The organism is Nonomuraea wenchangensis (genome assembly GCF_900111685.1).
GTDB classification, from domain to species: Bacteria; Actinomycetota; Actinomycetes; order Streptosporangiales; family Streptosporangiaceae; genus Nonomuraea; species Nonomuraea wenchangensis.
In genome coordinates this window covers 159,013-183,406 of sequence record NZ_FOHX01000023.1, presented here as the reverse complement: position 1 = coordinate 183,406, position 24,394 = coordinate 159,013, and the positions used below count along the sequence as shown (strand labels likewise).

Annotated in this window: 23 protein-coding genes; 10 read left to right on the top strand and 13 right to left on the bottom strand. The window is 71.1% G+C overall.

The window, feature by feature from the left end; all coding sequences use genetic code 11:
• Positions 1–778: DUF8094 domain-containing protein (locus BMW85_RS50080; RefSeq protein WP_177241182.1), on the top strand; the 778-nt coding region annotated here is incomplete at its 5' end.
• Between the two features lie 37 nt (positions 779–815).
• On the opposite strand, the gene BMW85_RS43635 is transcribed toward BMW85_RS50080, so the two are convergent.
• Positions 816–1,028 (bottom strand): hypothetical protein, encoded by a 213-nt coding sequence (locus tag BMW85_RS43635; RefSeq protein WP_091093385.1) that lies wholly within the window; start codon positions 1,026–1,028, stop codon positions 816–818.
• A 210-nt stretch (positions 1,029–1,238) separates the two neighbouring features.
• Here BMW85_RS43635 and BMW85_RS43630 point away from each other — a divergent pair, with 210 nt between their 5' ends.
• Positions 1,239–1,694 carry a hypothetical protein gene (locus BMW85_RS43630; RefSeq protein ID WP_091093384.1) on the top strand — a complete coding sequence of 152 codons (456 nt, stop codon included), beginning with the start codon at positions 1,239–1,241 and terminating at the stop codon, positions 1,692–1,694.
• A gap of 58 nt (positions 1,695–1,752) precedes the next feature.
• Here BMW85_RS43630 and BMW85_RS43625 read toward each other — a convergent pair whose 3' ends face one another.
• The 5 genes from BMW85_RS43625 to BMW85_RS43610 form a co-directional block, all read right to left on the bottom strand.
• Entirely contained in the window at positions 1,753–3,294 is a 1,542-nt protein-coding gene (locus BMW85_RS43625; protein WP_177241181.1) for a caspase, EACC1-associated type, read from the bottom strand.
• A gap of 15 nt (positions 3,295–3,309) precedes the next feature.
• Positions 3,310–3,507 carry an effector-associated constant component EACC1 gene (locus BMW85_RS43620; protein WP_091093380.1) on the bottom strand — a complete coding sequence of 66 codons (198 nt, stop codon included), beginning with the start codon at positions 3,505–3,507 and terminating at the stop codon, positions 3,310–3,312.
• A 272-nt stretch (positions 3,508–3,779) separates the two neighbouring features.
• Entirely contained in the window at positions 3,780–3,941 is a 162-nt protein-coding gene (locus BMW85_RS50075; protein WP_177241180.1) for a hypothetical protein, read from the bottom strand.
• A gap of 9 nt (positions 3,942–3,950) precedes the next feature.
• Entirely contained in the window at positions 3,951–4,919 is a 969-nt protein-coding gene (locus BMW85_RS43615) for a tyrosine-type recombinase/integrase (protein WP_177241179.1), read from the bottom strand.
• Between the two features lie 72 nt (positions 4,920–4,991).
• A complete protein-coding gene (locus BMW85_RS43610) occupies positions 4,992–5,195 on the bottom strand; it encodes a hypothetical protein (protein ID WP_091093377.1) in 204 nt (67 codons plus the stop codon).
• A 169-nt stretch (positions 5,196–5,364) separates the two neighbouring features.
• Between BMW85_RS43610 and BMW85_RS49025 the strand changes: the two genes are divergently transcribed.
• Both BMW85_RS49025 and BMW85_RS49020 read left to right on the top strand, forming a co-directional pair.
• Positions 5,365–5,637: a hypothetical protein gene (locus BMW85_RS49025; protein WP_143082610.1), complete on the top strand. Its 273-nt coding sequence runs from the start codon at positions 5,365–5,367 to the stop codon at positions 5,635–5,637.
• 576 nt (positions 5,638–6,213) lie between these two features.
• Positions 6,214–6,975, top strand: a complete 762-nt coding sequence (locus BMW85_RS49020; RefSeq protein WP_143082609.1) for a hypothetical protein — start codon at positions 6,214–6,216, stop codon at positions 6,973–6,975.
• Positions 6,976–7,090: 115 nt separating this feature from the next.
• Here BMW85_RS49020 and BMW85_RS43600 read toward each other — a convergent pair whose 3' ends face one another.
• The 3 genes from BMW85_RS43600 to BMW85_RS43590 all read right to left on the bottom strand — a co-directional run bounded on the left by BMW85_RS43600 (position 7,091) and on the right by BMW85_RS43590 (position 10,829).
• The gene (locus tag BMW85_RS43600; RefSeq protein WP_091093374.1) at positions 7,091–8,299 is read right to left on the bottom strand and encodes an acyl-CoA dehydrogenase family protein; all 1,209 of its coding nucleotides are present in this window, start codon (positions 8,297–8,299) and stop codon (positions 7,091–7,093) included.
• Between the two features lie 61 nt (positions 8,300–8,360).
• Positions 8,361–9,308, bottom strand: a complete 948-nt coding sequence (locus BMW85_RS43595; protein ID WP_091093373.1) for a glucosyl-3-phosphoglycerate synthase — start codon at positions 9,306–9,308, stop codon at positions 8,361–8,363.
• A gap of 48 nt (positions 9,309–9,356) precedes the next feature.
• Complete coding sequence (locus tag BMW85_RS43590) at positions 9,357–10,829, bottom strand: helix-turn-helix transcriptional regulator (RefSeq protein WP_393182993.1); 1,473 nt, start codon at positions 10,827–10,829, stop codon at positions 9,357–9,359.
• A 248-nt stretch (positions 10,830–11,077) separates the two neighbouring features.
• Here BMW85_RS43590 and aceA point away from each other — a divergent pair, with 248 nt between their 5' ends.
• A complete protein-coding gene (gene aceA / locus BMW85_RS43585) occupies positions 11,078–12,361 on the top strand; it encodes an isocitrate lyase (RefSeq protein WP_218156195.1) in 1,284 nt (427 codons plus the stop codon).
• Positions 12,362–12,478: 117 nt separating this feature from the next.
• On the opposite strand, the gene BMW85_RS43580 is transcribed toward aceA, so the two are convergent.
• The 3 genes from BMW85_RS43580 to BMW85_RS43570 all read right to left on the bottom strand — a co-directional run bounded on the left by BMW85_RS43580 (position 12,479) and on the right by BMW85_RS43570 (position 15,425).
• On the bottom strand, positions 12,479–13,066 hold the full coding sequence (locus BMW85_RS43580; protein ID WP_091093368.1) for a restriction endonuclease: 588 nt from the start codon (positions 13,064–13,066) through the stop codon (positions 12,479–12,481).
• 237 nt (positions 13,067–13,303) lie between these two features.
• Positions 13,304–14,650, bottom strand: coding sequence for a 6-phospho-beta-glucosidase (locus tag BMW85_RS43575; protein ID WP_091093366.1), 1,347 nt, complete (start codon positions 14,648–14,650; stop codon positions 13,304–13,306).
• 16 nt (positions 14,651–14,666) lie between these two features.
• A complete protein-coding gene (locus BMW85_RS43570) occupies positions 14,667–15,425 on the bottom strand; it encodes a DeoR/GlpR family DNA-binding transcription regulator (protein ID WP_091093364.1) in 759 nt (252 codons plus the stop codon).
• 153 nt (positions 15,426–15,578) lie between these two features.
• Here BMW85_RS43570 and BMW85_RS43565 point away from each other — a divergent pair, with 153 nt between their 5' ends.
• Genes BMW85_RS43565 through BMW85_RS43545 form a run of 5 tightly spaced genes read left to right on the top strand, consistent with a single transcriptional unit; the run spans position 15,579 to position 22,545 of the window.
• The gene (locus tag BMW85_RS43565; RefSeq protein WP_091093362.1) at positions 15,579–16,835 is read left to right on the top strand and encodes a carbohydrate kinase family protein; all 1,257 of its coding nucleotides are present in this window, start codon (positions 15,579–15,581) and stop codon (positions 16,833–16,835) included.
• Between the two features lie 2 nt (positions 16,836–16,837).
• The gene (locus tag BMW85_RS43560) at positions 16,838–18,211 is read left to right on the top strand and encodes an extracellular solute-binding protein (protein WP_091093361.1); all 1,374 of its coding nucleotides are present in this window, start codon (positions 16,838–16,840) and stop codon (positions 18,209–18,211) included.
• Positions 18,211–19,107, top strand: coding sequence for a carbohydrate ABC transporter permease (locus BMW85_RS43555; protein ID WP_091093359.1), 897 nt, complete (start codon positions 18,211–18,213; stop codon positions 19,105–19,107). The genes BMW85_RS43560 and BMW85_RS43555 overlap by 1 nt, the downstream gene beginning before the upstream one ends.
• On the top strand, positions 19,104–19,904 hold the full coding sequence (locus BMW85_RS43550) for a carbohydrate ABC transporter permease (protein ID WP_091093357.1): 801 nt from the start codon (positions 19,104–19,106) through the stop codon (positions 19,902–19,904). Before BMW85_RS43555 ends, BMW85_RS43550 begins: the two co-directional genes overlap by 4 nt.
• A 16-nt stretch (positions 19,905–19,920) precedes the next feature.
• Positions 19,921–22,545 (top strand): sugar-binding protein, encoded by a 2,625-nt coding sequence (locus BMW85_RS43545; protein WP_245775424.1) that lies wholly within the window; start codon positions 19,921–19,923, stop codon positions 22,543–22,545.
• An 86-nt stretch (positions 22,546–22,631) separates the two neighbouring features.
• Here the strand turns inward: BMW85_RS43545 and BMW85_RS43540 are convergent, their stop codons facing one another.
• The gene (locus BMW85_RS43540; RefSeq protein ID WP_177241178.1) at positions 22,632–24,257 is read right to left on the bottom strand and encodes a serine/threonine-protein kinase; all 1,626 of its coding nucleotides are present in this window, start codon (positions 24,255–24,257) and stop codon (positions 22,632–22,634) included.
• Positions 24,258–24,394: the final 137 nt, after the last annotated feature.

Here is a 24,394-nt window from a genome sequence, read left to right as displayed (position 1 = left end):
CCCCTCCCCCTCCCCCTCACCGACCCGGGCGGCGCTGACCGCCCCGGAGGCGGCGCGGGCCCTGCGCACCTGGGTGAGCACGTACAACGCGATCCTCAAGAAGCCCAAGTGGTGGTGGCAGAACACCCGCCTCGACGCGCTGTTCATCGAGGGGGCCCTGCACGAGGGCGTGCTCGAACGCAACCACGAGGATTTCGGCCGCAAGCCGGGCCACAAGCCGATCGCCCTGACCGGCGCCCCGGTGATCTACCTGCCCCGGCCCGAGAAGCAGCCGTCGGCCGGCGACTGGTTCATCGCGCAGGCCACCTACAAGGACACCAAGGGCCGCGCCCGTCCGCATGTGCTCGCGTTCTTCCGCTCCCCCGGGCAGGTGTTCCGGCTGGCCGTCGCAACCCCGCTCCATTGGGGCCGGCGGATGCCGAAGCCGCTGCTCGACGCGGACGGCCACGTCACGGACATGGACGACGACCTGGCCGCCGCCGTGGCCAAGGAGTACCAGAACTTCTGGAACCACGAGAAGAAGGAGGGCGCCTCCGGCTACCGGCTGGCCAAGGACAGCTTCAGCCGCAAGGCGTTCCCCGCCGTGTACAAGGGGCTGTACGTCCGCTTCGCCCGCCACGGCTCGATCTTCGGCTTCCGCACCGTGGACGGCGGCTCGTTTCTCCTGTTCGCCCTGCTGAACAACGACAAGAGCGTCAACCAGGTGCTGAGCGAGGCCCTGCTGGTGCCCAAGGGCAGCAGGACCATCCAGGAGCTGGGCGCCAACTGGTTCTCCTGATCCGGCGCGGCCACCGGCCACTCAGGTGCCGGGGCGGTCAGCGGCTCGCCATGATGATCAGCAGGATGACGACGGCGACGACGCAGAGGACGATCTCCAACCCGCTCATCCCTTCCGAGGAGTTCTGCCTGCGCGTGTGCCGGTCCCAGCTCTCGCGCCTTCTGCGCGAGTCGTCGTCGGACCGCCGGATGCGCCGGAGATGATCGTCCAGCCCGCGCTGCCGGGATCGGTCGAAGTCATCGAAGGGCATGACAATGCCGCCCTCTCTCAGTAGAAACTACAATGTGTAGCAAGAATGACACGTTATGTCGTCACCGAGGAGTGACACCGCCGTTCCTTCAGCATGATCAGGTAGTTTCCGGCGCGTTAAAGATCATGACCTATTCCGGACATCCCTAATTGATGATCGGAACCTACGGTCCAGAGTCAACAGCCACGATCACTTCTGAAGGAGATCACTGTGAAGTTTGCCAAGATCGGCATCGCCGCCGCGGCTCTGCTGGGTGCCAGCATCGCCCCGCTCGCCTTGGCCGCCGCCCCCGCCCAGGCTGCCTCCTGCAGCGGCTCGCAGATCAACAGCATCGCCGTCAAGAACAGCAGTGGCACGACCTACGGCACCTTGAAGCTCTACTACAACTCCTCCACGGGCAACAACTGCGCCCAGCTCGATCGCGTGGTGAACTATGGGACGAAGAAGGGCATGATCCTCTCCTTGTACGCCTGCGGCAACGGCTGGTCGGTGAGCAAGTGCCACCAGGACTTCTATGACATCGGCCAGGACAGCGGCCAGTTCGGCCAGTACGCCGGACCGGTGACGGTCTACGGCAAGGGCCGCTGCATCCAGGTCGAGGCGAGCGTTCAGGCCGGCAACAACTCGTGGGCCAACTACCACAGCCCGGTCTTCCACTGCGGCTGACCAGGCACCGGCCTTGCCCGCTGACGCGCGTCACGCATGAGTGCCGCGCGTCAGCGGCTTACATCTCGGGCAATTGCCAGAGGTGGATGCGAGCGGAGGTACGGACGGTGACCACCCGACGCCCATCGGCGCTGAATGCCACGCCCGTCGTCCCCATCCGCTGATCCTCTTCAGGATGATTCATCGTGAAAAGTTCGGACCCGCTGGTGGCGTCCCAGATCTCGGCAGTTCTGAGGCTGGCCGTGGCCAGGTGACGGCCGTCCGGGCTGAACGCGACACTCGCGACAGTGTCTTGATGGCGGACCTTGAGGACTTCGACACCGGTAGCCGCGTCCCAGATCCGCGCCGTCTTGTCGCCAGAGCCGGTAGCCAGCCGGCGGCCGTCGGGAGAGTAGTCGACGGACCAGACTGAGGCGATCAAGCCGCCGTGTTTGAGCCTGTGCCGCACTGTTCCCGTGAGCTCTGCTATCAGAGCGATCTTCATGTCACAGGCGACGGCGAGATGCTCCCCGTCAGGGCTGAACGTGACAGCGTTACCCGGCTCCGGGATCTCGATCGAGGCAAGCTGGACGAGCCGGGCTGCGGCTTGAGGTGGAGCGGGCGTCGGTTCAGGCGTTGCGGGCGCCTGGCCGGGTGACTCCGTAGGCACGGGCTGAACGGACGCTTCTCCGTGGAGAGACTCCAGGTAGGCGGCGGCAGCGGCCGATACGCTCTTGCTGTCGTCGTCGGCCAAGTGGCTGATCTTCTCATGGACGATACTGCGCACGCTGTCGTTGCCCGAGCGATACAGGTGTGCGAGCCCCTCCAGCGCGGAAAGCCGGATGGCCGCGATCGGGCTGTCGATGGAGTGACGCAGGTGGTCGGGCAGCCTCCAGTTGACGTTCCGCGCGATGACAGTGCGCCCTTCGATGTTGGTCTGCATCTTGGACCGTTGCTGCGGCATTTCCCGTACGACTCGGTCGTGGACATAGCCGTACAGCTCATCCAGAGTGATGTCCCCGTCGCCGTTCTGATCAGCGCTGCCGTCGCGCAGGCCGGCCACCAAATGGCGGGTGAACACCGACGTTGCCGACCGCCCCAGCGCCTGGTCGCCTTCGAACGAGTACTGGGCGGCGTCGGAGGCGGTCAGCACGGTTATGCCCCGCCCTTGGAACCGTTCGAGCGTGTGCATGGCCGAGTCGGCCTTGGCCAGGCGGCCCATCGGGAACGCCCCGGCATAGCAGCAGTCCAGCACCAGGACTTTCTGCCCGGACATGCAGCCGTCCATGGCCTGGTTCACCAGCTCGGCCGCGAGCCCGGTGAACAGCAGGCTGTCGCGACGGGTGTTGGTCATCGCCAGATACAGCCGCCCGTGGTCGTCATCCAGGCCGTGCCCGGTGAAGTACAGCAACGTCAGATCGTTGCGACGGCGGTCCCGGTAGAAGTCTCCGATGGCCTCACCGACGCGGTGGTGCGGCTCGTTGACCAGGGTGGTGACCTCGAAGCCGGCGATCGCCGGGTCACGCAGCACGTCGGCCAGCGCCTCGGCGTCCTGGGCGGGCGCGGTCAGCTGCCGCAGTCCCGGGTCCTGATACTCGTAGGTGGCCACCAGCAGCGCCACGCGGCGACCCATCGTCTACTCGCCTGAATGGCGCCGAATGTAGGCTTCCAGCAGATCGCGTCGTTCCTCTGCCGTGGCTCGTTCCAGCTCGATCACGTCGCCGTCGATCGTCACCGCTATGCGGTGCCGGCCGGCCTGCCGCTCCAGCCAGTCGCGCAGCGTGCCGATCATCGTCGGCAACACGCCACCCGACGCGCTGAGCGCCACCAGCAAGGCTCCCAGGGTGACCGGATCGACGGCTCGGTCTCCAGCCGCTGCCACTGCTGGGCCGATAGCTTCTCCTTCGCCGGCGGCCCCTTGGACAGCAGCGCCTGCGTCCCCCCTCGCACCAGGGCCTTGCGCCAGCGGGTCACCGGCCGCTTGTAGCCGTAGACCTTCAGTCGATCAGGACCAACTGCCAACGCCGCTCTGAGACGTGCGCATCCCACGTAATCAGCGTTCCGAAAGTCCCCGAACGCGACGAGTGCGAGGATTAGCGCGCCGCATCACCAGGCACGCACGAGCCGGAACTGCTCGGCGTCCTCGGCGTGACCGACCGCGTACCGGCAGCCGCCGCACACCGCGCGGTCGGTCCACGTGCCCAGATTGATCGCGCCGCAGTGATGCATCCACGCCGACCTGTCCAGCGCGCTCGTTCTCCTGGGCACGCGAGCCTCCTACTCCAGCAACGACGCCACCACCTGCGAGGCGTCCTTCTCCAGCCGGTCCCGGCTGTGCACATAGATCTCCGTCGTGGACACGTCGGCATGGTCGAGGTCGAGCTGGATCTGCCGCATCGACACGCCGGCCTCCTGCGCCAGCGACGCATAGGTGTGCCGCAGGGAGTGCGGCGACACCTTCGACCTGATGCCCGCCTGCTTGGCGAGGCGGCACACCAGTTCGAACGCCTTGGACCTGCTCCAGCTCTGGCCTGTCGAGGTCGCGAGCAGCGGGCCCGTCAGGTCCTGCAGCTCGACCCCTTCGCGGCGTGCCCGCTCAGCGAGGTAGACGTCCAGCGCGCGCGTCGTCTCCACCGGCAGCCGCCGAATGATCGTGTCGCCGCCCTTGACCCTGATGCGCAGCGTCCGATAGCCGCGGACGTACCCGAGGTCGTCCGTCTGCGCGTTGATCGCATCGGAGATGCGGATTCCGGTCTGCAGCAGCAGCCGGATCAGCGCCGCGGTGCGCAGCCGTTCCCGGCCGTGGTCGGCGTCGGCCGCCCGGAGGAGGTCCTGCGCCTCCCCCTTGGTCAGCGCGACCGTCTCGGAGTGCTTGCGCGGGACCTTCGGCCGCCGCGTCTTCTTGAACCGGTTGGCGTCGAGCGCTTCGGTCTCGTGGAGGTACTCGTACCAGGACGAGACCGTAGACAGTACTAACGCCACTGTCTTCGGCTTCGGTGGCCGGCGGGCCGTCTCCTGGAACCAGCGGGAGAACACGTCGCCGTGCGGCTTGCGCGCCTCCAGCGGATCGAGCCCGGTCTCAGTGCAGAACTCGAACCATCGCCGAATGTACCGCTCGTACGTCTCCCGCGTGTTCTTCGAGTCAAACGACCACAGCCACGCCCGGGTCAGATCGAGGATGATCGGCGGCAGGTCCAGCGGCAGCGCGACGTCTTCGCTACGGACGACGACCAACTCAGCGTTCACGATCGTCGCCTGCGCCGTACGGGAGCGGGAGGCCGGCGACAACATCCCCGGCCTTATCGCCGGCGCGGCTCATCAGGCGACTTTCCGGAATACGACGACCGCGCGATAGCGGCTGTGATGCTCCCCCTCCGGCTCGGCTTCGGCGCTGATGATGTCCAGCTCGGTGCTCGACCCGAAGAACGCAAGGGCCTGCGCCACGGCCGCTTCTCTGATCTCGTCCGGCGTTGCTCCGGTCACGGCGACGCGCAGAGTCAGCGGGAACTTTCGCACGCTCATGATGATCTTCTTTCGTGGAAGAGGTGATCACTCCGAGCGTAACACCAGAGAGCGGAACATAACCTGAATTATGTTCCTTTATAAGCGATCTTGAAAGCGACCCTACCGACCGGCATTCCAGCCCAGCCGTATCTCCTCAAATCCAGGCCGTACGGCGAAAATGAAAGCCATGGACATCATCTTCCCCCTGCTCAACTGGACCCAGCAGTACCTCTCCACTCAAGTCGCCCAATCAATTCGCGAAACCGTCCCCGACCCCAGAGTCCTCAGCGACTGGCAAGTCAGCCAGATCGCTCAAGCTGTCGCATATACAGTCGAGGAAGCCGCCCGCCGTGAGCGCCCCCGCCAACGACGCCGCGAATGGATGCTCACGATCGTCGGCCTCATCGCCGGTGCCCTTCTGTCCATCCCCATCGGCATCTGGATCAACAGCATCACCTAGGACGTAGCGACCCGTCGAGATCGACAGCCCTCGGATCGACTCCCCGTCGAGGTAGCGGCCCTTCAGCTCCTCGCGCTCCGCGCCCGCCACCCGCTGATACTTTCTCGCCATCACAGCGACCCCTGTCCGATCACTCTTATGCAGCCGCCGCAAGCCGAGCCCGCAACGCATCCCGGCCCTCCGGCGTCGACCGGACCTCGTCCCCCGCCAGGTGCAGCCCTCGATCGTCGCCAGATCAGCGAAGTCGTACACGACCTCGCGGCCCGACTTCCCCAGCACCCGTACGCCGTACCGGCGCGCCCACTGCCGAATCGTCACCGCCTCCCGGCACAGCCGTGCAGCAGCGGTCTTCGCCGTCGCAGGGGACACCAACACCCCCGAACAGCGGAAAGCCCCCGAACCATGATCGGTCCGAGGGCACACGTCTCTCCGTCGCCCGGAAGTGCTACACAGCCGCCAAGCCCAGCGCAAGCCGAGAGCGGAACCGCAATCGACGGGCCCCTCATCACCTTCCACCCGCGCCCGGCCCGAGATCATGACTATTAACAGCGCCGCATCGTCGCACGATATTCAGTCATGACCGTGCGACGACACCCGCGCTCTTCCTCATCCCGCAGCCTCTCGCCCGGCCCTTCCGCTCGCAGCACGAAGGTGATCGCCGCACGCCAACGCCTCAAGCCACGCCAACGCCGTCGACTGCGTGACATCCGTTGGTCCGTCCAATGGTGGGCCGCCCTCACCAGCGTCCTTGCCGGTCTCACGTCCATCCCCGCTCTTGTCATTTCCATGAACGCACTTTCACTCAGCCAGCAGCAACGCGCTGACGCGCTGGCGCAGCGTGCAGAGGACCAACGGAAGGAGGAACAGGCCAAGGCCGAAGCGGACGACCTCGCAAAAGACGCATTTCCCAACCACGTCCAAATAGTCGCCGAGCCCTTCGGGACCATTCGTGACGCCGACGCCTGGAACGTGCGCAACGCCAACTCACAGCGGGCCTATGTGTACATCCTGCATAGACCGAACGAACAGCCCACCGAGTTATGGGAATTCGTCGTGCAACCGTGCAGTGAAGGCGAAATCGTTGTCCGGGAATCAGACACCAAACTGGACGAGCAGGGCGGTAGCCAGGAGTTGGCCGTCGCCAACGCCCCAATATTGTACATCACAGGACAAGCCTGGACAATGCCCTGGCCCACCCTGACTACAACGACGAAACACCAGCTCATCTCCGATTTCGAAACGTGGCGAGGGCTGGACACATGGCCTGACGACGTCGCCGTCCCTACCTACCCAGGCTCCGTCAAGGCGACCCGGCGCGGGATCATGCCCTGCACATGACTTCTCCTCGCCTCGTTGATCATCCTATGCGCGCCGAGTACCTGAGCCACTGGGTGAGCTTGGCGTTCCGCGGCTGTGGCCCGGTGGCCACGCCAGGCCGTTGACGTGGGGTGTCTCAGCGGACGGGGAGGCCGGTGACGGCGCGGCCGATGATCAACCGCTGGATCTCCGACGTGCCCTCGAAGATCGTGAAGATCTTGGCGTCGCGGTGGAAGCGCTCCACCGGGTGCTCGCGGGTGTATCCGGCCCCGCCCAGGATCTGGATCGCCTGCTCCGTCACCCACACCGCCGTCTCGCTCGCCACGAGTTTCGACATCGAGCCCTCCGCCTGCTCGAAGCGCCGGCCGTTGCGGGCCATCCAGGCGGCGCGCCAGGTCATGAAGCGGGCGATGTCGACGCGGGTGGCCATGTCGGCGAGGAGGAAGGCGACGGCCTGGTTCTCGGCGATGCGGCGGCCGAACTGCTCGCGCTCGCGGGCGTAGTCGCGGGCGTACTCGAAGGCGGCGCGGGCGATGCCGACGGCCATGGCGGCCACGGCCGGGCGGGTGGTCTCGAAGGTGCGCAGCGCGGCCTGCTCGCCGGCGCGCTCGCCGTTGCGGACGCGGGCCAGCCGGGCCTCCAGCTTCTCCGCGCCGCCGAGCAGGCAGGAGCCGGGTACGCGGACGTCGTCGAGGACGACTTCGGCGGTGTGCGAGGCGCGGATGCCGTGCTTGCGGAACTTCTGCCCCATGGACAGGCCGGGCGTGCCGGGCGGGATGATGAAGGACGCCTGGCCGCGGGTGCCGAGCGCGGGATCGACCGTGGCGACGACGATGTGGACGTTCGCGATGCCGCCGTTGGTGGCCCAGGTCTTGACGCCGTTCAGTATCCAGTCGCCGCCGTCGCGGACGGCGCGGGTGCGGATGGCGCCGACGTCGGAGCCGGCGTCGGGCTCGGAGGCGCAGAAGGCGCCGAGCTTGACGTCGTTCTCGGTGCCGAACATCTGCGGCAGCCACTCCCCCATCTGTTCGGGGGTGCCGTTGGAGGAGACGGCGGCGGCGGCCAGGCCGGTGCCGACGATGGACAGGCCGATGCCGGCGTCACCCCAGAAGATCTCCTCGAACGCGACCGGCAGGCCGAGGCCGCTCTCCTCGAACCACTGGGTGGCGAAGAAGTCGAGGGAGTACAGGCCGGCCTTGGCGGCCTCCTGGATGACCGGCCAGGGGGTCTCCTCGCGCTCGTCCCACTCGGCGCCCGCGGGGCGGATCACGTCGCGGGCGAACTCGTGCACCCAGTCGCGTACCTGCTTGACGTCGTCGCTGAGCTCCGGGCAGAACCCGCTCATGGGCCGCACACTCCCCTTCCGATCCCCGCCGCCGGGGTTACCGTTGGTAACACCTTACCGGTCAGTAGGCCCCGGCAGGAAGGCGATCGGGAAGGGTGAGCATGGGCGGGCGTTCGGCGATGGCGATGTCCCGGCTGCTCACGTCGTGGCCGATCAGCCCGCGCCGGAACTGGGCCAGCAGGCAGGACGGCTCGTGCCGGCCCTGGATCTTGCCCTGACGCCGCAGGCGCGACCAGGCGGCCAGCATGATCTGGCAGGACATCGCCCCCAGGGCCTCGGTCGACTGCGGCGCGTGCTCGCGCGAGCCCAGGTCCACCTGGGCGAAGGCGTCCAGCCCCGCCAGGTCGAGCAGGTCGATGAGCAGGCCGAGCTCGACGCCGTAGCCGGTCAGGAAGGGCACCCGCTCCAGCGCGGAGCGGCGGCCGGCGTACTCGCCCGCCAGCGGCTGGACGAACCCGGCCAGCTCGGGCCAGTGCAGGTTGATGAGCGGGCGGGCGACCAGCTCGGTGACCCGGCCGCCGCCGTTCGGCGCGCCGTCGAGCGGGCGGTCGTAGCAGCCCTTGACGTAGACGAGGGTCGGATCGGCGAGCAGCGGGCCGAGCACGCCGCCGACGAGCGAGGCGCGGAAGTGCCTGATGTCGGCGTCGGCGAAGACCACGACGTCGCCCCGGGTGACCGCGAGCGACTTCCACAGCGCCTCGCCCTTGCCGTCGAGCGGCCGCAGGTGGGGCAGGATGTCGTCCTGGGCGTGCACGCGGGCGCCCGCCCGGGCGGCGACGCGGGCGGTGTCGTCACGGGAGCGGGAGTCGATGACGACGACCTCGTCCAGCAGGCCGTCCAGCTCGCGGCGCAGGATCTCGACGATCTCGCCGACGGTCGCGCGTTCGTCGCGGGCCGGGAGCACCACGCTGACGGTCGTCGCACCCTTGGCGGCCAGCAGGTCCCGGACCGGCCAGTCCCCGGCCGACGACGTACGGCGCCGCAGCCATCCGCGCACTTCGGGCAGCATCCTCCGACCACCTCCTCCCCCACACCCCCCGATACCCGCTATGTCGGGTTATGCACCATTTGCGTGGCGCTCCAGGAACGTGTAGACGTCCGCCTCGTCCACGCCGGGGAACGACCCCGGCGGCAGCGCGGCGAGGACGTGGGAGTTGGCGCGGGCCGACGGCCAGGCGTAGCCCTCCCAGCGCTCGGCCAGCTCGGCGGGCGGGCGCCGGCAGCACTCGCCGTTGGGGCAGTCGGACTTGGTGCGGTGGGTGGTCTCGCGCCCCCGGAACCACCGCGACTCCTTGTAGGGCACCCCGAGCGTGATCGCGAAGTCCCGCTCGCGGGAAGGGTCCACGTGCGCGATGCAGAAGTACGTGCCGGTCGGCGAGTCGGAGTACTGGTAGTAGACCGAGAAGCGATCCGGCGACAGGAACACCTGCCGCCCTGACCACTGCAGGCACATCCGCTGCCCCTCGATCGCGCCCTGCTCGTCGGCGGGGAAGACGATGCCGTCGTTCTCGTACGCCTTGTAGATGATGCCGCCCGCGTCGTTGCGCACGAAGTGGCAGACGAGACCCAGGTGGTGGGTGGCGAGGTTGGTGAAGCGGTGGGCGGCCATCTCGTACGACACCGCGAAGACGTCCCGCAGGTCCTCGACCGACAGCGCCCGGTCGGACTTCGCCTCCTGGAGGTAGAGCGCGGCGGCCCGCTCGGGCACCAGCACGGCGGCGGCGAAGTAGTTGGCCTCGGTGCGCTGGCGCAGGAAGTCGGCGAAGTCGCGGGGCTTGTCGTGGCCGAGGGCGAGGTGGCCGAGCGTCTGGAGCAGGATCGTGCGCGGGGTGTGCATGCCGAGCTGCTCGTGCTTGACGTAGATGCGGCGGTTGCGCATGTCGGTGATGGACCGCACCGATCGCGGCAGGTCCTGGGCGGTGTGCACGGTGTAGCCGAAGTGCGTGACCAGGCTCTGGATCGTGCTCTGCGACAGCGCGCCGCTGCGGTAGCCGACCGCGTCCAGGGCCTCGGCGGCGGCCTGCTCGATCTCGGGGAAGTAGTTGCCGACCTCGCGCTGACGGCGGCGCAGCTCGGCGTTGGCCACCCGGGCCTCCTCCGGGGTGGCGGTGCCGCGGGCCTGGCGGGCGCGTAGCTCGCCGTACAGGCCGAGCAGGTGCTCCAGGACGTCATTGGGCACGCGGGCCGAGACCTTCAGCCGGGGCAGGCCGAGCCCCGCGTACAGGGGGTCGCGCTGGGCCTCCTCCAGGGCGATCTCCAGCTGGGCGCGGCGGTTGGGCGGCTGGCGGCGCAGCAGCTCCTCGACGGGCACGCCGAGCGCGGAGGCCAGCGCTTTGAGCAATGACAACTTCGGCTCACGTTTGCCGTTCTCCAGCAGGGAGAGCTGACTGGGTGCCCGGTTGACCCGGGACCCGAGGTCCGAGAGCGTCAGGCCGCGCTGTTTGCGCAGGTGGCGCAGGCGCTGGCCAAACGCGATGAGATCGAGCTCCTGCGTCAAAGACAGCGGTTCTTCGCCCAGCAACGAGGCCATGGACGCATCTTAGACAGAAAATCTGCCTATCTTCTAGCCCATCGGGCACCCGGGACGAGACTGTCCCGTCACATCCGGGATTGGTCTAGGCCAAAGGTAAAACTCGCGAATTCTTCCCTACTGAATACCCGTCAGTAATGGACAGAGAGGAAAATTTCACGGTTCTTCTGCTCGGCAACGCCTGTCCGCCGGTGTCCTCCCGGGCACAGACTCGGCACAGGCACCCAGGGGACGAAGAAGGAGTGACCATGATCGATCGCCTCAAGGGAGCTGCTCAGCAGCTGCAGGACGAATGGGACAACGACCCTCGATGGGAGGGCATCGAGCGCACCTACAGCGCCGAGGACGTCATCAGGCTGCGCGGCAGCGTCCAGGAGGAGCACACGCTGGCCCGGCTCGGCGCCGAACGGCTGTGGCAGCTCCTGCACACAGAGGACTACGTCCACGCGCTCGGCGCCCTGACAGGCAACCAGGCCGTGCAGCAGGTGAAGGCCGGCCTGAAGGCGATCTACCTGTCCGGCTGGCAGGTCGCCGCCGACGCGAACCTCGGCGCGCAGACGTACCCGGACCAGAGCCTGTACCCGGCCAACTCCGTCCCGGCCGTCGTGCGCCGCATCAACAACGCGCTGCTGCGCGCCGACCAGATCACCTGGTCGGAGGGCGTCGAGGCCCCGCACTGGCTGGCGCCCATCGTCGCCGACGCCGAGGCCGGCTTCGGCGGCGTGCTCAACGCGTTCGAGCTGATGAAGGGCATGATCGCGGCCGGCGCCGCGGGCGTGCACTGGGAGGACCAGCTCGCCTCCGAGAAGAAGTGCGGCCACCTGGGCGGCAAGGTGCTGATCCCGACCGGGCAGCACATCAAGACGCTCAACGCCGCCCGCCTCGCCGCCGACGTCTGCGGCGTCCCCTCACTGGTCATCGCGCGGACCGACGCACAGGCCGCGACGCTCCTGACCAGCGACGTGGACCCGCGCGACCAGGAGTTCACCACGGGGGAGCGCACCGCCGAGGGCTTCTACCGGGTCCGCAACGGCATCCAGGCGTGCATCGCGCGCGGCCTGGCCTACGCGCCCTACTCCGACCTGCTCTGGATGGAGACCGGCACGCCCGACCTGGACGTGGCCCGCGAGTTCGCCGAGGCGATCAAGGCCGAGCATCCCGACCAGATGCTCGCCTACAACTGCTCGCCGTCGTTCAACTGGAAGAAGCACCTCGACGACTCGACCATCGCGAAGTTCCAGCGCGAGCTGGGCCACATGGGGTACAAGTTCCAGTTCATCACCCTGGCCGGCTTCCACTCGCTGAACTACTCGATGTTCGACCTCGCCCAGGGCTACGCCAACGACGGCATGACGGCCTACGTCGAGCTCCAGGAGCGCGAGTTCGCCGCCGAGCGGCGTGGCTACACCGCCACCCGGCACCAGCGCGAGGTCGGCACCGGCTACTTCGACCTGGTCAGCACCGCCGTCGCGCCCGACTCCTCGACCACCGCGCTCAAGGGCTCGACCGAGGAGGAGCAGTTCGGCCACTAGGGCCCCCTGATCTCGCCGGCCACCTCCAGGGCATGGGACGGTTCCCCGGCGATGCGGGCCGCGCCGGTCCCCCCAGCACCGGCGCGGCCCGCCCATGCTTCCGCACGCACGCGTCCGTCAGGTGGCCTTCTCGCCGGCCAGCGGGCCGGGGCGGCGGGCCGGGCGCGCGGGGAGCAGCGGCGCCGCGCCGAGCAGCCAGTCGGCCAGCCGGTCGCGCTCGACCAGGACCAGCGGCTCCCGCGCGCCCAGTGCCTCCAGCCGGGCCTGCCGGGTGAGGCGGCCCGAGGTGACGAGCACGCCGGTGTGCCCGGCGTAGGTGTTGGCCAGCGCGCCCAGGAAGTTGCGCACCTCCGGCGCGCCCACCGACCCCGCATAACGTTTGCACTGGACGGCGTAGCGGCCGTGACCGGGAGCGACGGCCGTGATGTCGACCCCGAAGTCGCCGGTGCCGCCGCACTGACGGACCTGGCGGAACCCCTCGGCGATCATCCGCTCGGCGACCAGGTGCTCGAACTCCCCGCCCGACATCAGATCGACCTTCTCCAGCTCGGCGTTGGCGGCCAGGAACCGCTGCCGCTCCGCCTCGATCGCGCGCCGCCGCAGGATCAGCCCGCCGGCGAACAGCACGGCGAGCAGGGTCGCGATGCCGGCCGCCCAGGCCGGATGCTCGGCCGCGAACCAGACCACGCCCCCGCCGGCCGCCACGATCGCGACCGCCGCGACTTCCCTCCGCCTCCGCCGTCGTGAAGTGGCGGCGCCGCCACGCCGCCGGGACGCCGTGGCGCCCCCACGCCGCCGGGACGACGTCGTGGCGGCCCGCCGCCTGGACCTCCCTTTGCCGGTGCGCTTTCGAGAGCCCCTCGCCATGGCGCCTCCCTCCGAGCGATGCCGAAGGTCAGTATGCGCGCCGGGACCGACAGAACCGCGCCCCCTCCGAGGTGGTCAGACCGTTCCCGGCACGACCTGCGCCAGCTCGGGGATGCGGGAGCGGTAGCCGTCGAGCAGGGCGCGGGCCGTGGAGACCGAGTCGACCAGCGGATGCAGGGCGAACGCCGCCACGGCCAGCTCGGCCGACCCGGTCAGCGCGGCCTCGATGGCGGTCTGCTCGACCGCCTTCACCTGCTGCAACAACCCCAGGAAGCGGCCCGGAAGCGGGCGGGTGGCCAGCGGGCGCACGCCCGCGCCGCCCACCGCGCACGGGATCTCCACGACCGCCTCGGCGGGCAGGCCAGGGACCGCCGAGCCGTTGCGCACGTTGAGGATCATGGTGGCCGGCTCGCCGCGCGACAGGGCGGCCATCAGCGCGAGCGCGATGCCCTCGTAGCCGCCCGCCGCGAGGTCGGCCGCGTCGCGCTCGCCCGCCTCGGCCGTGTCGCGGACGTCGGCCATGTAAGACTCGTCGCGCTCCCTGCGCGCCGCCCGCCACTCGGCCAGCGCCTGCCCGGGGTCGGCCTGTACGGCGGCGTAGAAGGCGTCCTGCCGGCCGAGCAGGCTCTCCCCCCGGGTACGGCCCCGGCTGGCGGCGATCGCCTCGCGGGTGAAGTAGTAGTAATAGAGGTATTCGTTCGGCAGAGCGCCGAGAGTGCGCACCCAGCCGGGCCCGAACAGCCGGGCCTCCTCGACCTGGCGCAGCGCCGTCTCGTCGGCGAGCAGGCCGGGCAGCACGTCCTCGCCGTCGTGGCCGAGCCCGCGCAGCCAGCCCAGGTGGTTGAGCCCCACGTAGTCGGGCTCGACGCGGGCCGGGTCGAGCCCGAGCGCGGCGGCGGCGCGGCGGATCAGGCCGATCGGCGAATCGCAGATGCCGATCACCCGGTCGCCGAGTACCCGCCGCATCGCCTCGGTGATCATGCCGGCCGGGTTGGTGAAATTGATGACCCAGGCGCGCGGCGCCAGCTCGGCGACCCGTTCGGCCATCCGCACGGCGGCCGGCACGGTGCGCAGGCCGTAGGCGATGCCGCCGGGACCGGTGGTCTCCTGGCCGAGCAGCCCCAGCTCCAGCGCGACCCGCTCGTCCGCGGTGCGCCCGGCCAGGCCGCCGACCCGCATGGCGGAGAAGACGAAGTCTGCCCCGCGCAGCGCCTCGTCGAGCGAGGTGGTGACGCGCACCGCGGGCGGGTCGTCGTGACCCGCGGCGAGCTGACGCAGCACATGGGCGACGACCGCCAGCCGGTCGGCGGAGACGTCGTGGAGCACGACCTCCTCCACCCGCGGTTTGGCCCGGTCGCGCAGCAGCGCGCCGTACACGAGCGGCACGCGGAAGCCGCCGCCCCCGATCACGGCCAGTCTCATCCGTACTCCCTCACCCTCACGCGAGCAGCACCTCGGCGCCCGCGGCCGTCAGGCTGCGCAGCGTGGCCGGGTCGGCCCCGGCGTTCGTGACGACCACGTCGACGTCCTCGGGACCGCACACGCGCAGGGCGCCGGTCCCGGGGAACTTGTGCCGGTCGACCAGCAGCAGCACCTGCCCCGCCGCGGCGATCATGGCCCGCTTGAGCGGCACCTCGGCGAGCGTGGTGTCGACGAGCTGCCCGTCCGGGCGTACGCCGCTCGCGCCCAGGAACACCCGGTCGGCCACCACCTGCTTCAGAGCGGCCTCGGTGAGCACCCCGACCAGCGAGTGGTAGGAACGCCGGACCATGCCGCCGAGCAGCAGCAGCTCGACCTCGGGGTCGCAGCGGAGCACGTCGAGCACGGCGAGGCTGGAGGTGACGACCGTGACGCGCCGGCCGCGCAGCCGGCGGGCGAGGCACGCGGTGGTGGTGCCGATGTCGAGCAGCACCACGTCGCCGTCGCGGACCAGCTCGGCGGCGCGCGCCGCCACGGCCTCCTTGTCCTGCCCGTCGACCTCGGCCACCTCGGCGAAGGGACGGTCGGCGTCGGCGTCCACGCTGGGCAGGGCTCCGCCGCGGACGCGGCGCAGCGTGCCGTCGCGGTCGAGCACCTCGAGGTCCCTGCGGATGGTGGACGGGCTCACGCCGAGCTGACTGGCGAGATCGCGGACGCTGGTGGCGCCTGAGAGCCGGACTCGGCGCATGATCTCGGCATGCCTGAGGCGCTGAAGCACGGCGTCACTGTATCAGTCATTTCCGCCCAAGAGTAAGCATGGAGTAAGCATTCAGTACGCATTTCGCCGCATCATTCGCACGAAGGGCTTGAAGTGTGCGCGCAAACATGCAAGATTGCGCACATCGCGGCGTGTCGAGGAGGCCTCATTCCCGTGACTGTTCAGGCGTACGACCCTCTCGCCGGCGAACGCACCCCCGGCAGCCCGCAGTTCGACGTGTTCCTGGCGGGCACGGTCTTCCTGGACATCATCTTCACCGGGCTGCCCGCCATGCCCGCCGCCGGCACCGAGATCTGGGCCGACGGCATGGGCTCGTGCCCCGGCGGCATCGCCAACCTCGCCATCGCCACCAGCCGCCTCGGCCTGCGCACCTCGCTGGCCGCGGCCTTCGGCGACGACGACTACGGCGACTTCTGCTGGCGCACGCTGGAGGAGCAGGAGTCGGTCGACCTGTCGAGGTCGCGCCGCTTCGAGCACTGGCACTCGCCGGTCACCGTCTCCATGGCCGTCGACCGCGACCGCAGCATGGTGACCCATGGCCACCCCTCCCCCATGTCCGCCTCCGAGATGATCGGCAAGCCGCCCCGCTCCAAGGCCGTGATCGTCACCCTCTCCGACGACGAGCCGCTCGGGACCCCCGGCAGCGCGTGCAACTGGGCCGAACTGGCGCACCGCGACGGCGCGCTGATCTTCGCCGACGTCGGCTGGGACCCGTCCGGCTCCTGGTCCTCCGGGGTGCTGGAGCAGTTGTCGATCTGCCACGCCTTCATGCCGAACGCCGTCGAGGCCATGGCCTACACCCGCATGGACACCCCCCGCGACGCGCTCTACGCCATCGCCGACCACGTGCCGGTCGCCGTGGTGACCGACGGCGCCAACGGCGCGATGGCCATCGACTCCACCACCGGCGAGGAGGCGTTCGTGCCCGCGCCGCGGGTCAACGCGCTCGACCCCACCGGCGCCGGGGACGTGTTCGGCGCGGGCTTCGTGCTCGGCACCCTCTGCGGCTGGCCGCTCAACGACCGCGTCGCCTTCGCCCAGGTGTGCGCGGCCCTCGCCGTGCAGCAGTTCGGCGGCTCGCTCGCCGCGCCCGGCTGGGGCGACATCGCCGACTGGTGGCACGAGGTACGCGCCACGGCCCGCCACAGCGGCGCCTACGGCAGCTCGCTCGCCCGCCGCTACGCCTTCCTCGACCGGCTGGTGCCCACCGACCCGGTCGGCGCGGTACGCCGCGCCGCCGCCACCATCGCCCGATACGCCGACGTCGGCGTCGCCCCCCAGCCCCAGCCGGGCGGCGAGGTCACCCCGGTGACGGACGCCGGATCCAGGAAAGAGGGTCCGCGGGACGAGGCCCCCGCGCACGACGACGGGGACCCCGGCACCTCCCGCGTGCCCGCGCAGAAGGAGTAACCATGACGCCCTCGACGCGACGGACGGGCCGCACCCCGGCGATCGCCCTGCTCGCCGCCGCCGCCCTCGCCCTGACCGCGTGCGCACCCGGATCCTCCGCGCCGCCCGCCCCAGGGAGCCAGGCCCCGTCCGCCGTGCGCACCGACGCCGCCGCCCTCGGCGACGTCACGCTCACCGTGTGGGACCAGGAGGTCCGCGGCGGGCAGGCGGCGCAGATGAAGCAGCTCAACGACGCCTTCCAGGCCAAATACCCCAACATCAAGCTCAACCGGGTGTCCCGCTCCTTCGACGACCTCAACACCACCCTCCGCCTCGCCCTCAGCGGCAACGAGCCCCCCGACGTCGTCGAGGCCAACAACGGCCGCTCCTCCATGGGCGCGTTCGTCAAGGCCGGGCAGCTCCTCCCGCTCGACGCCTACGCCGACGCCTACGGCTGGAAGCAGCGCTACCCCGAGTCCGTGCTGCGCTACTCCCGCTACAGCGCCGACGGCAAGAGCTTCGGCGAGGGCAACCTGTACGGCCTCCCCCAGGTCGGCGAGGTCGTCGGCGTCTTCTACAACAAGGCCAAGCTCACCAAGCTCGGGCTGCAGCCGCCGAAGACGTGGGCCGACTTCGAGACCGCGCTCGGCACCGCCAAGACCGCCGGCGAGGTGCCCCTGCAGCTCGGCAACCTCGACAAGTGGCCGGCCATCCACGTCTTCGGCACCGTGCAGGGCCGGCACGTGCCGGCGGAGCAGATCTCCGCCCTCGCCTTCGGCCGCAAGGGCGCCTCCTGGACCACGCCCGAGAACACCGCCGCCGCCGAGCAGCTCGTCGGCTGGGTCGGCAAGGGCTACTTCGCCAAGGGCTTCAACGGCCAGGGTTACGACCCCTCCTGGCAGGCGTTCGGCAAGGGCGAGGGCGTCTTCCTCATCGCGGGCACCTGGCTGCTCGCCGACCTGGAGAAGGCGCTCGGCGACGACCTCGGCTTCATGCTGCCGCCTGGCGTGTCCGCCGACGCCGCGCCGGTCGCGACGGGAGGCACCGGGCTGCCGTTCGCCATCACCGCCAAGAGCCCCCATCCGGACGCGGCGGCCGCGTACGTCAACTTCATCACCAGCGCGGACGCGATGAAGGTGCTCACCTCGACCGGCAACCTGCCGGTCGCCGAGACCGGGGAGCAGAGCGTGCAGGCGGGGCCGCAGCAGGACGTCTTCACCGCCTTCGGCACCGTCACAGGGAAGGACGGGCTGGTCCCCTACCTGGACTACGCGACCCCGACCTTCGCCGACACGCTCGGCGCGGCGCTGCAGGACCTGCTCGCAGAGAAGGCCACCCCGCAGGAGTTCCTGGCCACGCTGGAGAAGGACTACAAGACCTTCACCGAGAGCAACTGATGGCAGGGCGGAGGGCGGCGGGGCGGCCTCCGGGCGAGCCTCGCCGCGTCGCCTACCTCTACCTGCTGCCGGCGTTCGTGATCTACGCGGCGTTCCTGCTGTTCCCGATCGGGCGGGCGGTGCAGTTCTCCCTCTACGACTGGGACGGGCTGTCCGTGGGCAGGTGGGCCGGTCTGGACAACTACGCCGCCATCCTGGCCGACGAGGGGCTGCGCGCCGCCTTCGGGCACGCGCTGGTGCTCGTCGTGTTCTACGCGCTGATCCCGCTGGCCGTCGGCCTGGCGCTGGCGGCGGTGCTCAACCACGCCAAGGTGCGCGGGCTCGGCTTCTTCCGCACGGTGGTGTTCCTGCCGCAGGTGGTGGCGATGGTCGTGGTCGCGGTGGCGTGGCGGCGGGTGTACGCGCCCGACGGCACGCTCAACGCGCTGCTCGGCGCGCTCGGGCTGGACTCGCTGACGCGGGGCTGGCTCGGCGACTACGCCTTCGCGCTGCCCGCCGTCGGGGTGGTCGGCACGTGGGTGGAGACGGGGCTGGTGACCGTGCTGCTGCTGGCCGGGATGAGCCGGGTGCCGCCCGACCTGTACGAGGCCGCCCGGCTCGACGGGGCCGGCGCGGTCAGGGAGTTCTTCGCGGTGACGCTGCCGTCGGTGCGCGGGGAGATCGCGGTCGCCCTGACGCTCACGGTCATCGCCGCGCTGCGCACGTTCGACCTGGTGTACGTGACGACGCGGGGCGGTCCTGGCACGTCCACGACGGTGCCGTCGTACGAGGTCTACCACCGGGCCTTCGGGCTCGGCCAGGTGGGCTCGGCGGCGGCCGTCGGGGTCACGCTGGCGCTGCTCATCTTCGTGATCTCGTTCGGGATCAACCGGTTCGCCGACAGGGGGCTCACGTGATCTCGCGCGGTGAGCGGGTGGCCAACTACGTCATCCTGTCGGTGTTCGCGGCGTTCGCGCTGCTCCCGATCGTGACGATCCTGGGGGCGGCGCTGGGCCCGTCCGACAGCGGCGGGACGGCCGGGCCGGCCAACTTCGCGGCGGCCTGGGAGGTGGGCCGGTTCGGGACCTACCTGCGTACGAGCCTCGCGGTGTCGGCGTTCGTCGTGGTGGTCAGCGTGGCGCTGTCGGTCATGAGCGGGTACGCGTTCGGCACGATGCGCTTTCGCGGGCAGTCGGCGCTGTTCTACCTGTTCATGCTCGGGATCATGATGCCGAGCGAGGCCGTCGCGGTGCCGCTCTACTTCGACCTGCGCTCGCTGGGGCTGATCGACACGTTCTGGTCGGTGGCGTTGCCTCAGGTGGCGTTGTCGGTGGCGTTCGGTACGTTCTGGATGCGGGCCTACTTCCGCGCCTCGAACCGGGCGATCGTGGAGGCGGCGCGCATCGACGGGGCCTCGACGTGGCGGATCCTGTGGCAGGTGCTGGTGCCGCCGGCGCGGCCGGCGGTGGTGACGCTGACGGTGCTGGTCTTCATGTGGACGTGGAACGAGTTCCTCATCCCGCTGATCATGGTGACCAGCGAGTCGCTGCGTACGGCGCCGCTCGGCCTGGCGTTCTTCCAGGGCCAGCACACCTCGGGCTTCACGCTGCTCGCGGCCGGGTCGGTGATCGTGGCGACGCCGGTCGTGATCTTCTACCTGTTCCTCCAGCGACACTTCGTCCGCGGGCTGCTCCAGGGGGCGGTCCGCGAATAGATCCTCCGGAGGCGCCATGCGATTGATCCTGTCCGCCCTTCTCCTGCTCGTCCCGGGAGCCGCCGCCCTGCCCGCCCAGGCGGCGGCCGCCCCGGCCGCGCCCGTGGACCTCGACGCGCTGTTCGTCGGCGCGCATCCGGACGACGAGGCGTTCAGCCTGTCCACGCTCGGCCAGTGGAACGAGGACCACCGCGTCCGCACGGGCGTGGTCACCGTCACGCGGGGCGAAGGCGGCGGCAACGCCGTCGGCCCCGAGGAAGGGCCCGCGCTGGGGCTGCTGCGCGAGGCCGAGGAGCGCGCGGCGGTCGCCGGGGCCGGCGTGCGCGAGGTGTTCAACCTGGACGACGTCGACTTCTACTACACGGTGAGCGCCCCGCTGACCGACCAGGTCTGGGGCGGCGACACGCTGGAGAAGGTCGTCAGGGTCGTCCGGCAGACCCGGCCGGAGATCCTGCTGACCATGGACCCGGCCCCGACGCCCGGCAACCACGGCAACCATCAGCAGGCGGCCAGGCTGGCCATCGAGGCGTTCTACGCGGCGGCCGACCCCAAGGCGTTCCCCGAGCAGATCACGCGGGAAGGGCTGAAGCCGTTCGCGCCAGCGCGGCTGCTGACCGGCGGGGGGCGCGGAACGTCGCAGGTGGGGCCGTCCTGCGGGGCGACCTTCCGTCCGGCGAACCCGGCGCAGAACGTCTACGGCGTGTGGAGCGGGCGGACCTCGTCCGGCGGCCGGACGTGGGCGGCGATCGAGCGGGACTCCCAGCGCGTCTACGCCTCCCAAGGCTGGGCCGTCTTCCCCGACGTGCCCGCCGACCCCGCGCAGCTCGGCTGCGACTTCTTCACCCAGGTGGACGCGCGGGTGCCGTTCCCCGAGCCGGGCACCCCGGCCGCGGCGGCTCCCACGGCGATCCTGGACGGCGTGCTGACCAGGCCGGCGGGGTCCGTGCCGCTCGGCACCGGGCTCTCGCTGCGCACCGGCGCGTTCGACGTCCGGCCGGGGACGCCGTTCACCGTCGAGGTCTCGGTGACCGCCCGCGAACCGCTGGGCCGCTCGTCGGCCGCGCTGCGCGTCCCCGAGGGCTGGACCGTCACCGGCTCCGGCGACCTCGGCAGGATCACCGCCGGGCGGCCGGCGTCGGCGCGGTTCACGGTCACGCCGGCGACGGGCGCGGCCGGGCGGGCCCGGATCGGCGCGCTGCTGACCACCGAGCGGGGCCGCGGCTGGACCGACCGGCAGGTCGAGGCGACCCCCGCCGTACGCGGCCAGCAGCAGCTCCTCCCGCAGGTCGCCCAGTACGAGAAGTGGACCTCGGGCGTCGGCGTGCCGCAGTTGCGCGGCCTGGTGACGCCGGTGCTGACGCTGCCGTCGGGCGGCTCGCGCCAGGTCGGCGTCGTGGTGACGAACGTCGGCGACGCGCCGCGCTCCGGCACCGTGCGCGTGGACCTGCCCGCGGGCTTCGCCGCCGACCGGGCAGAGGCGGCCTATCCCAAGCTGGCGCCTGGCGCGTCGGCGACGGTGCCGTTCACGGTCACGAACACCGACGCCTCCATGAAGACGTCCAACGAGGGCGGCGACCACGCCTACACCGTCACCGTGGACGGCGTCGTCACCGGCCGGCCCGCGCTGGAGCTGGTGCCGGCCGCCACGATCCCACAGGCGGACACGGCGCCGGACGTGGACGGTGACGACGCCGGCTATCCGGGGCCCGCGATCGACGTCTCCCGGCTGTGGGAGGGCACGGCGTGCTCGTCGGCCGCCGACTGCTCGGCCACGGCCCGGCTGGCCTGGCACGAGGACACGCTGTACGTGGCGGTCCGGGTCAAGGACGACGTGCTCGGCACGCGGCTGGCCGCCGCCGACTGCAAGCGGCACTGGCGTACGGACGCGGTGGAGATCGCGCTCGACCCGCGCGGCGCGTCGGAGAACACGTCCACGACGTTCAAGGCGGCGGTGCTGCCGGTGACCGCCGAGGGGCCGCCGTGCGCGCTGCGCGACGCGGACAACCGGCAGGGCCCGGCCACCGGGATGCGGATCGCGGCCAAGGTCTCCCCCGGTGAGTACACGGTGGAGGCGGCGATCCCGCTGGAGCTGCTGCCCGGCTCGGTGGATCCGGAGCACCTCGGGCTCAACATCCTGGTGTACGACTCCGACACCCAGGACAAGACCGGGCAGACCCGGATCGGCTGGTCGACGTGGGGCGGCGTGCAGGGCGACCCGTACCGGTGGGGCGTGGCGTCGCTGGCGGGCTACCGCGGCGCGGAGCGGCCGGCGCCCGAGCCGGTCATCCCGGACACGGCGCTGTCCAGCCTGGACTCGCCGCAGTCGCTGGAGCAGGCGGTCCGGGTGGACCTGCCGCCGGCCGGCGGACCGGCGGCGGCGGACGCCGGGCAGGTGGTCGCGGCGGCCAGGGCCGGGAACACGGTCACGGTGACGTTCCGGGCGGCGGGGCCGGGCAAGGCCCACCTGTTCGTACGGGACGCGCGCGGCACGGCGGGCTCGGCGGTCGCCACCGTCCAGCGCCGGGGCACGACGACGGTGAAGGTCCCGCTGACCCTGGCACTCGCCGCCGATCCGGCCGTGGTCGCCGGCTGGGAGTCCTCCCGAGGCGGCGTCTCGGCCTCCCAGGTCCGCGTACGCTGACCCGCGCCTGACCCCGTGGGGGGCACGCGGGTGCCGGCCGCCCGCCAGTTGGTCCGGCCGGCACCCGTGCCCTCCGTCCGGCCCGGTCAGGAGCTTCCCGTGGCCGTCTGCGTCGGCTGGGCCGACGTGGACGGGTCCGGGGACTCGCCGGGGCCGTCCTGGGGGATCGTGGTGATCGAGGCGGTCGGGCGCGGGCAGTCGCGGCGGGCCGCGTCGCCGCGCCGCCGGCTCCCCGGGTCCGCGCACTCGCCCGGATCGGGGCCGCCAGGATCGGGGCCGCCGGGCTCGCCGGGTTCGCCGGCGGCGGGCGGCCGGAAGGTGGGCTGCCGGCCGGGGGCCGGGGTGAGGACGGCGACGGTGCCCGCCGTGCGGGTGCGGGTGACGTACACGGTGGGGGTCGCGACGGAAGGGGCCTCGACGGCGGGGGTCGCCACGGCGGGGACCGTCTTCGGGGTGTCCGCGGTGCCGGGCGGCGGCGGGCCGCCGGTGCGGGTGGCGTGGGGACGCAGGGTGGAGTCGGCGCTGGACTGCGGCACCACGGCGGGCGGCGGCGCGACGGACCCGCCTTCCACGTCCTGCCCGGCACCGGACGCGGCGGCGATGACGGTGACGGCCGCGATCGACACGGTGGCGAGGGCGGCGAAGGTCGCGTGCGACAGATGAGCCCCGGCCCGCCCCCTGCGGCGTCTGTCCGCCGACGGCGCGGACGGCTCCTCCGGCGATTGGCCGGGCGGCGAAGGCTCGGGCCGCGCCCCCGGTGGCGGGACGTCGCCCGGCGGGTACGGCACCGGCGTCCAGATCCGGCCGAGCACGCCCTCCACCGCCTGCCGCGGATCCCACGGGACGCCGATGCCCTCCACGGCCAGCAGCGCCCGCAACAGCTCCGCGGCGCCGGGCCGCCGGTCGGGGTCCTTGGCCAGCGCCGCCGCCACCGCGGGCCGCAGCGGGGCGGGCACGTCCTCCAGCCGGGGCGGCTCGAAGAGGATGCGCCGGGTGATCGCCTCCGTCTCGTCGCCTCCGTGGGCGCCGCCGTACGGGTGGTGGCCGGACGCGGCGAACGCCACCACGCACCCCCACGCGAAGACGTCGGCCGCCGGGAGGGCGGGCCCGCTGGTCAGCCGTTCGGGCGCGACCCAGCCGGGGCTGCCCATGACCTGCCCGGCCTGGGTGTGGGCGTCCGCGCCGCGCTCGCCGGTGACGTCGAGGCCGATGCCGAAGTCGATGACGCGCGGCCCGCGCGGCGACAGCAGCACGTTGGCGGGCTTGAGGTCGCGGTGCACGAACCCGGCTTCGTGCACGGCCACCAGGCCGGCCGCCGCGCCGAGCGCGACGCCGTAGGCGAGGCCGGGCGTGAGGGGGCCGGCGGCGAGGACGACCTGCGAGAGCGACGGTCCCGGGATGTACTCGGTGACGAGGTACGGCCGGCCGTGGTCGGCGCCGTCCTCCAGCACGGCGGCGGTGCAGAACGGCACCAGTCTGCGCGAGAAGGCGACTTCCTCGGCGAAGCGGGCCAGCAGCGTGGCATCGTGGAGGTGCGCCGCGTGGGGCGTCTTCAGCGCGACGAAACCGCCCTGGGGGTGCTCGGCCAGGTAGACGACGCCCATCCCGCCCGCCCCGAGGCGGCCGAGAAGCGGATATCGGCCGATGACGACCGGATCGCCCGCCGCCAGGGGCCGCACGCCGGGAGGCATGCCGCTCTCACCACGCGCCATCCGGATTTCGCCTCTCCTGTCTGGAACACGGCCAAGGCACACTGTGGCCGGATCCGCGGAGGCTGTCCGCATGTCTTACTTAAGGGGTATTGGAGGTAAGGCGGTCGTTCCCTGAAGGTGAGGAATGGGAGGGCCTG

Bases quoted from the DNA above. Each gene is read 5' to 3' on its own strand.
- BMW85_RS43635 (WP_091093385.1), bottom strand. From the start codon at position 1,028: ATGCCCTTCGATGACTTCGACCGATCCCGGCAGCGCGGGCTGGACGAT.
- BMW85_RS43610 (WP_091093377.1), bottom strand. From the start codon at position 5,195: ATGAGCGTGCGAAAGTTCCCGCTGACTCTGCGCGTCGCCGTGACCGGA.
- BMW85_RS49025 (WP_143082610.1), top strand. From the start codon at position 5,365: ATGGACATCATCTTCCCCCTGCTCAACTGGACCCAGCAGTACCTCTCC.
- BMW85_RS49020 (WP_143082609.1), top strand. From the start codon at position 6,214: ATGACCGTGCGACGACACCCGCGCTCTTCCTCATCCCGCAGCCTCTCG.
- BMW85_RS43600 (WP_091093374.1), bottom strand. From the start codon at position 8,299: ATGAGCGGGTTCTGCCCGGAGCTCAGCGACGACGTCAAGCAGGTACGC.
- BMW85_RS43595 (WP_091093373.1), bottom strand. From the start codon at position 9,308: ATGCTGCCCGAAGTGCGCGGATGGCTGCGGCGCCGTACGTCGTCGGCC.
- BMW85_RS43590 (WP_393182993.1), bottom strand. From the start codon at position 10,829: ATGGCCTCGTTGCTGGGCGAAGAACCGCTGTCTTTGACGCAGGAGCTC.
- aceA (WP_218156195.1), top strand. From the start codon at position 11,078: ATGATCGATCGCCTCAAGGGAGCTGCTCAGCAGCTGCAGGACGAATGG.
- BMW85_RS43575 (WP_091093366.1), bottom strand. From the start codon at position 14,650: ATGAGACTGGCCGTGATCGGGGGCGGCGGCTTCCGCGTGCCGCTCGTG.
- BMW85_RS43560 (WP_091093361.1), top strand. From the start codon at position 16,838: ATGACGCCCTCGACGCGACGGACGGGCCGCACCCCGGCGATCGCCCTG.
- BMW85_RS43555 (WP_091093359.1), top strand. From the start codon at position 18,211: ATGGCAGGGCGGAGGGCGGCGGGGCGGCCTCCGGGCGAGCCTCGCCGC.
- BMW85_RS43545 (WP_245775424.1), top strand. From the start codon at position 19,921: ATGCGATTGATCCTGTCCGCCCTTCTCCTGCTCGTCCCGGGAGCCGCC.
- BMW85_RS43540 (WP_177241178.1), bottom strand. From the start codon at position 24,257: ATGGCGCGTGGTGAGAGCGGCATGCCTCCCGGCGTGCGGCCCCTGGCG.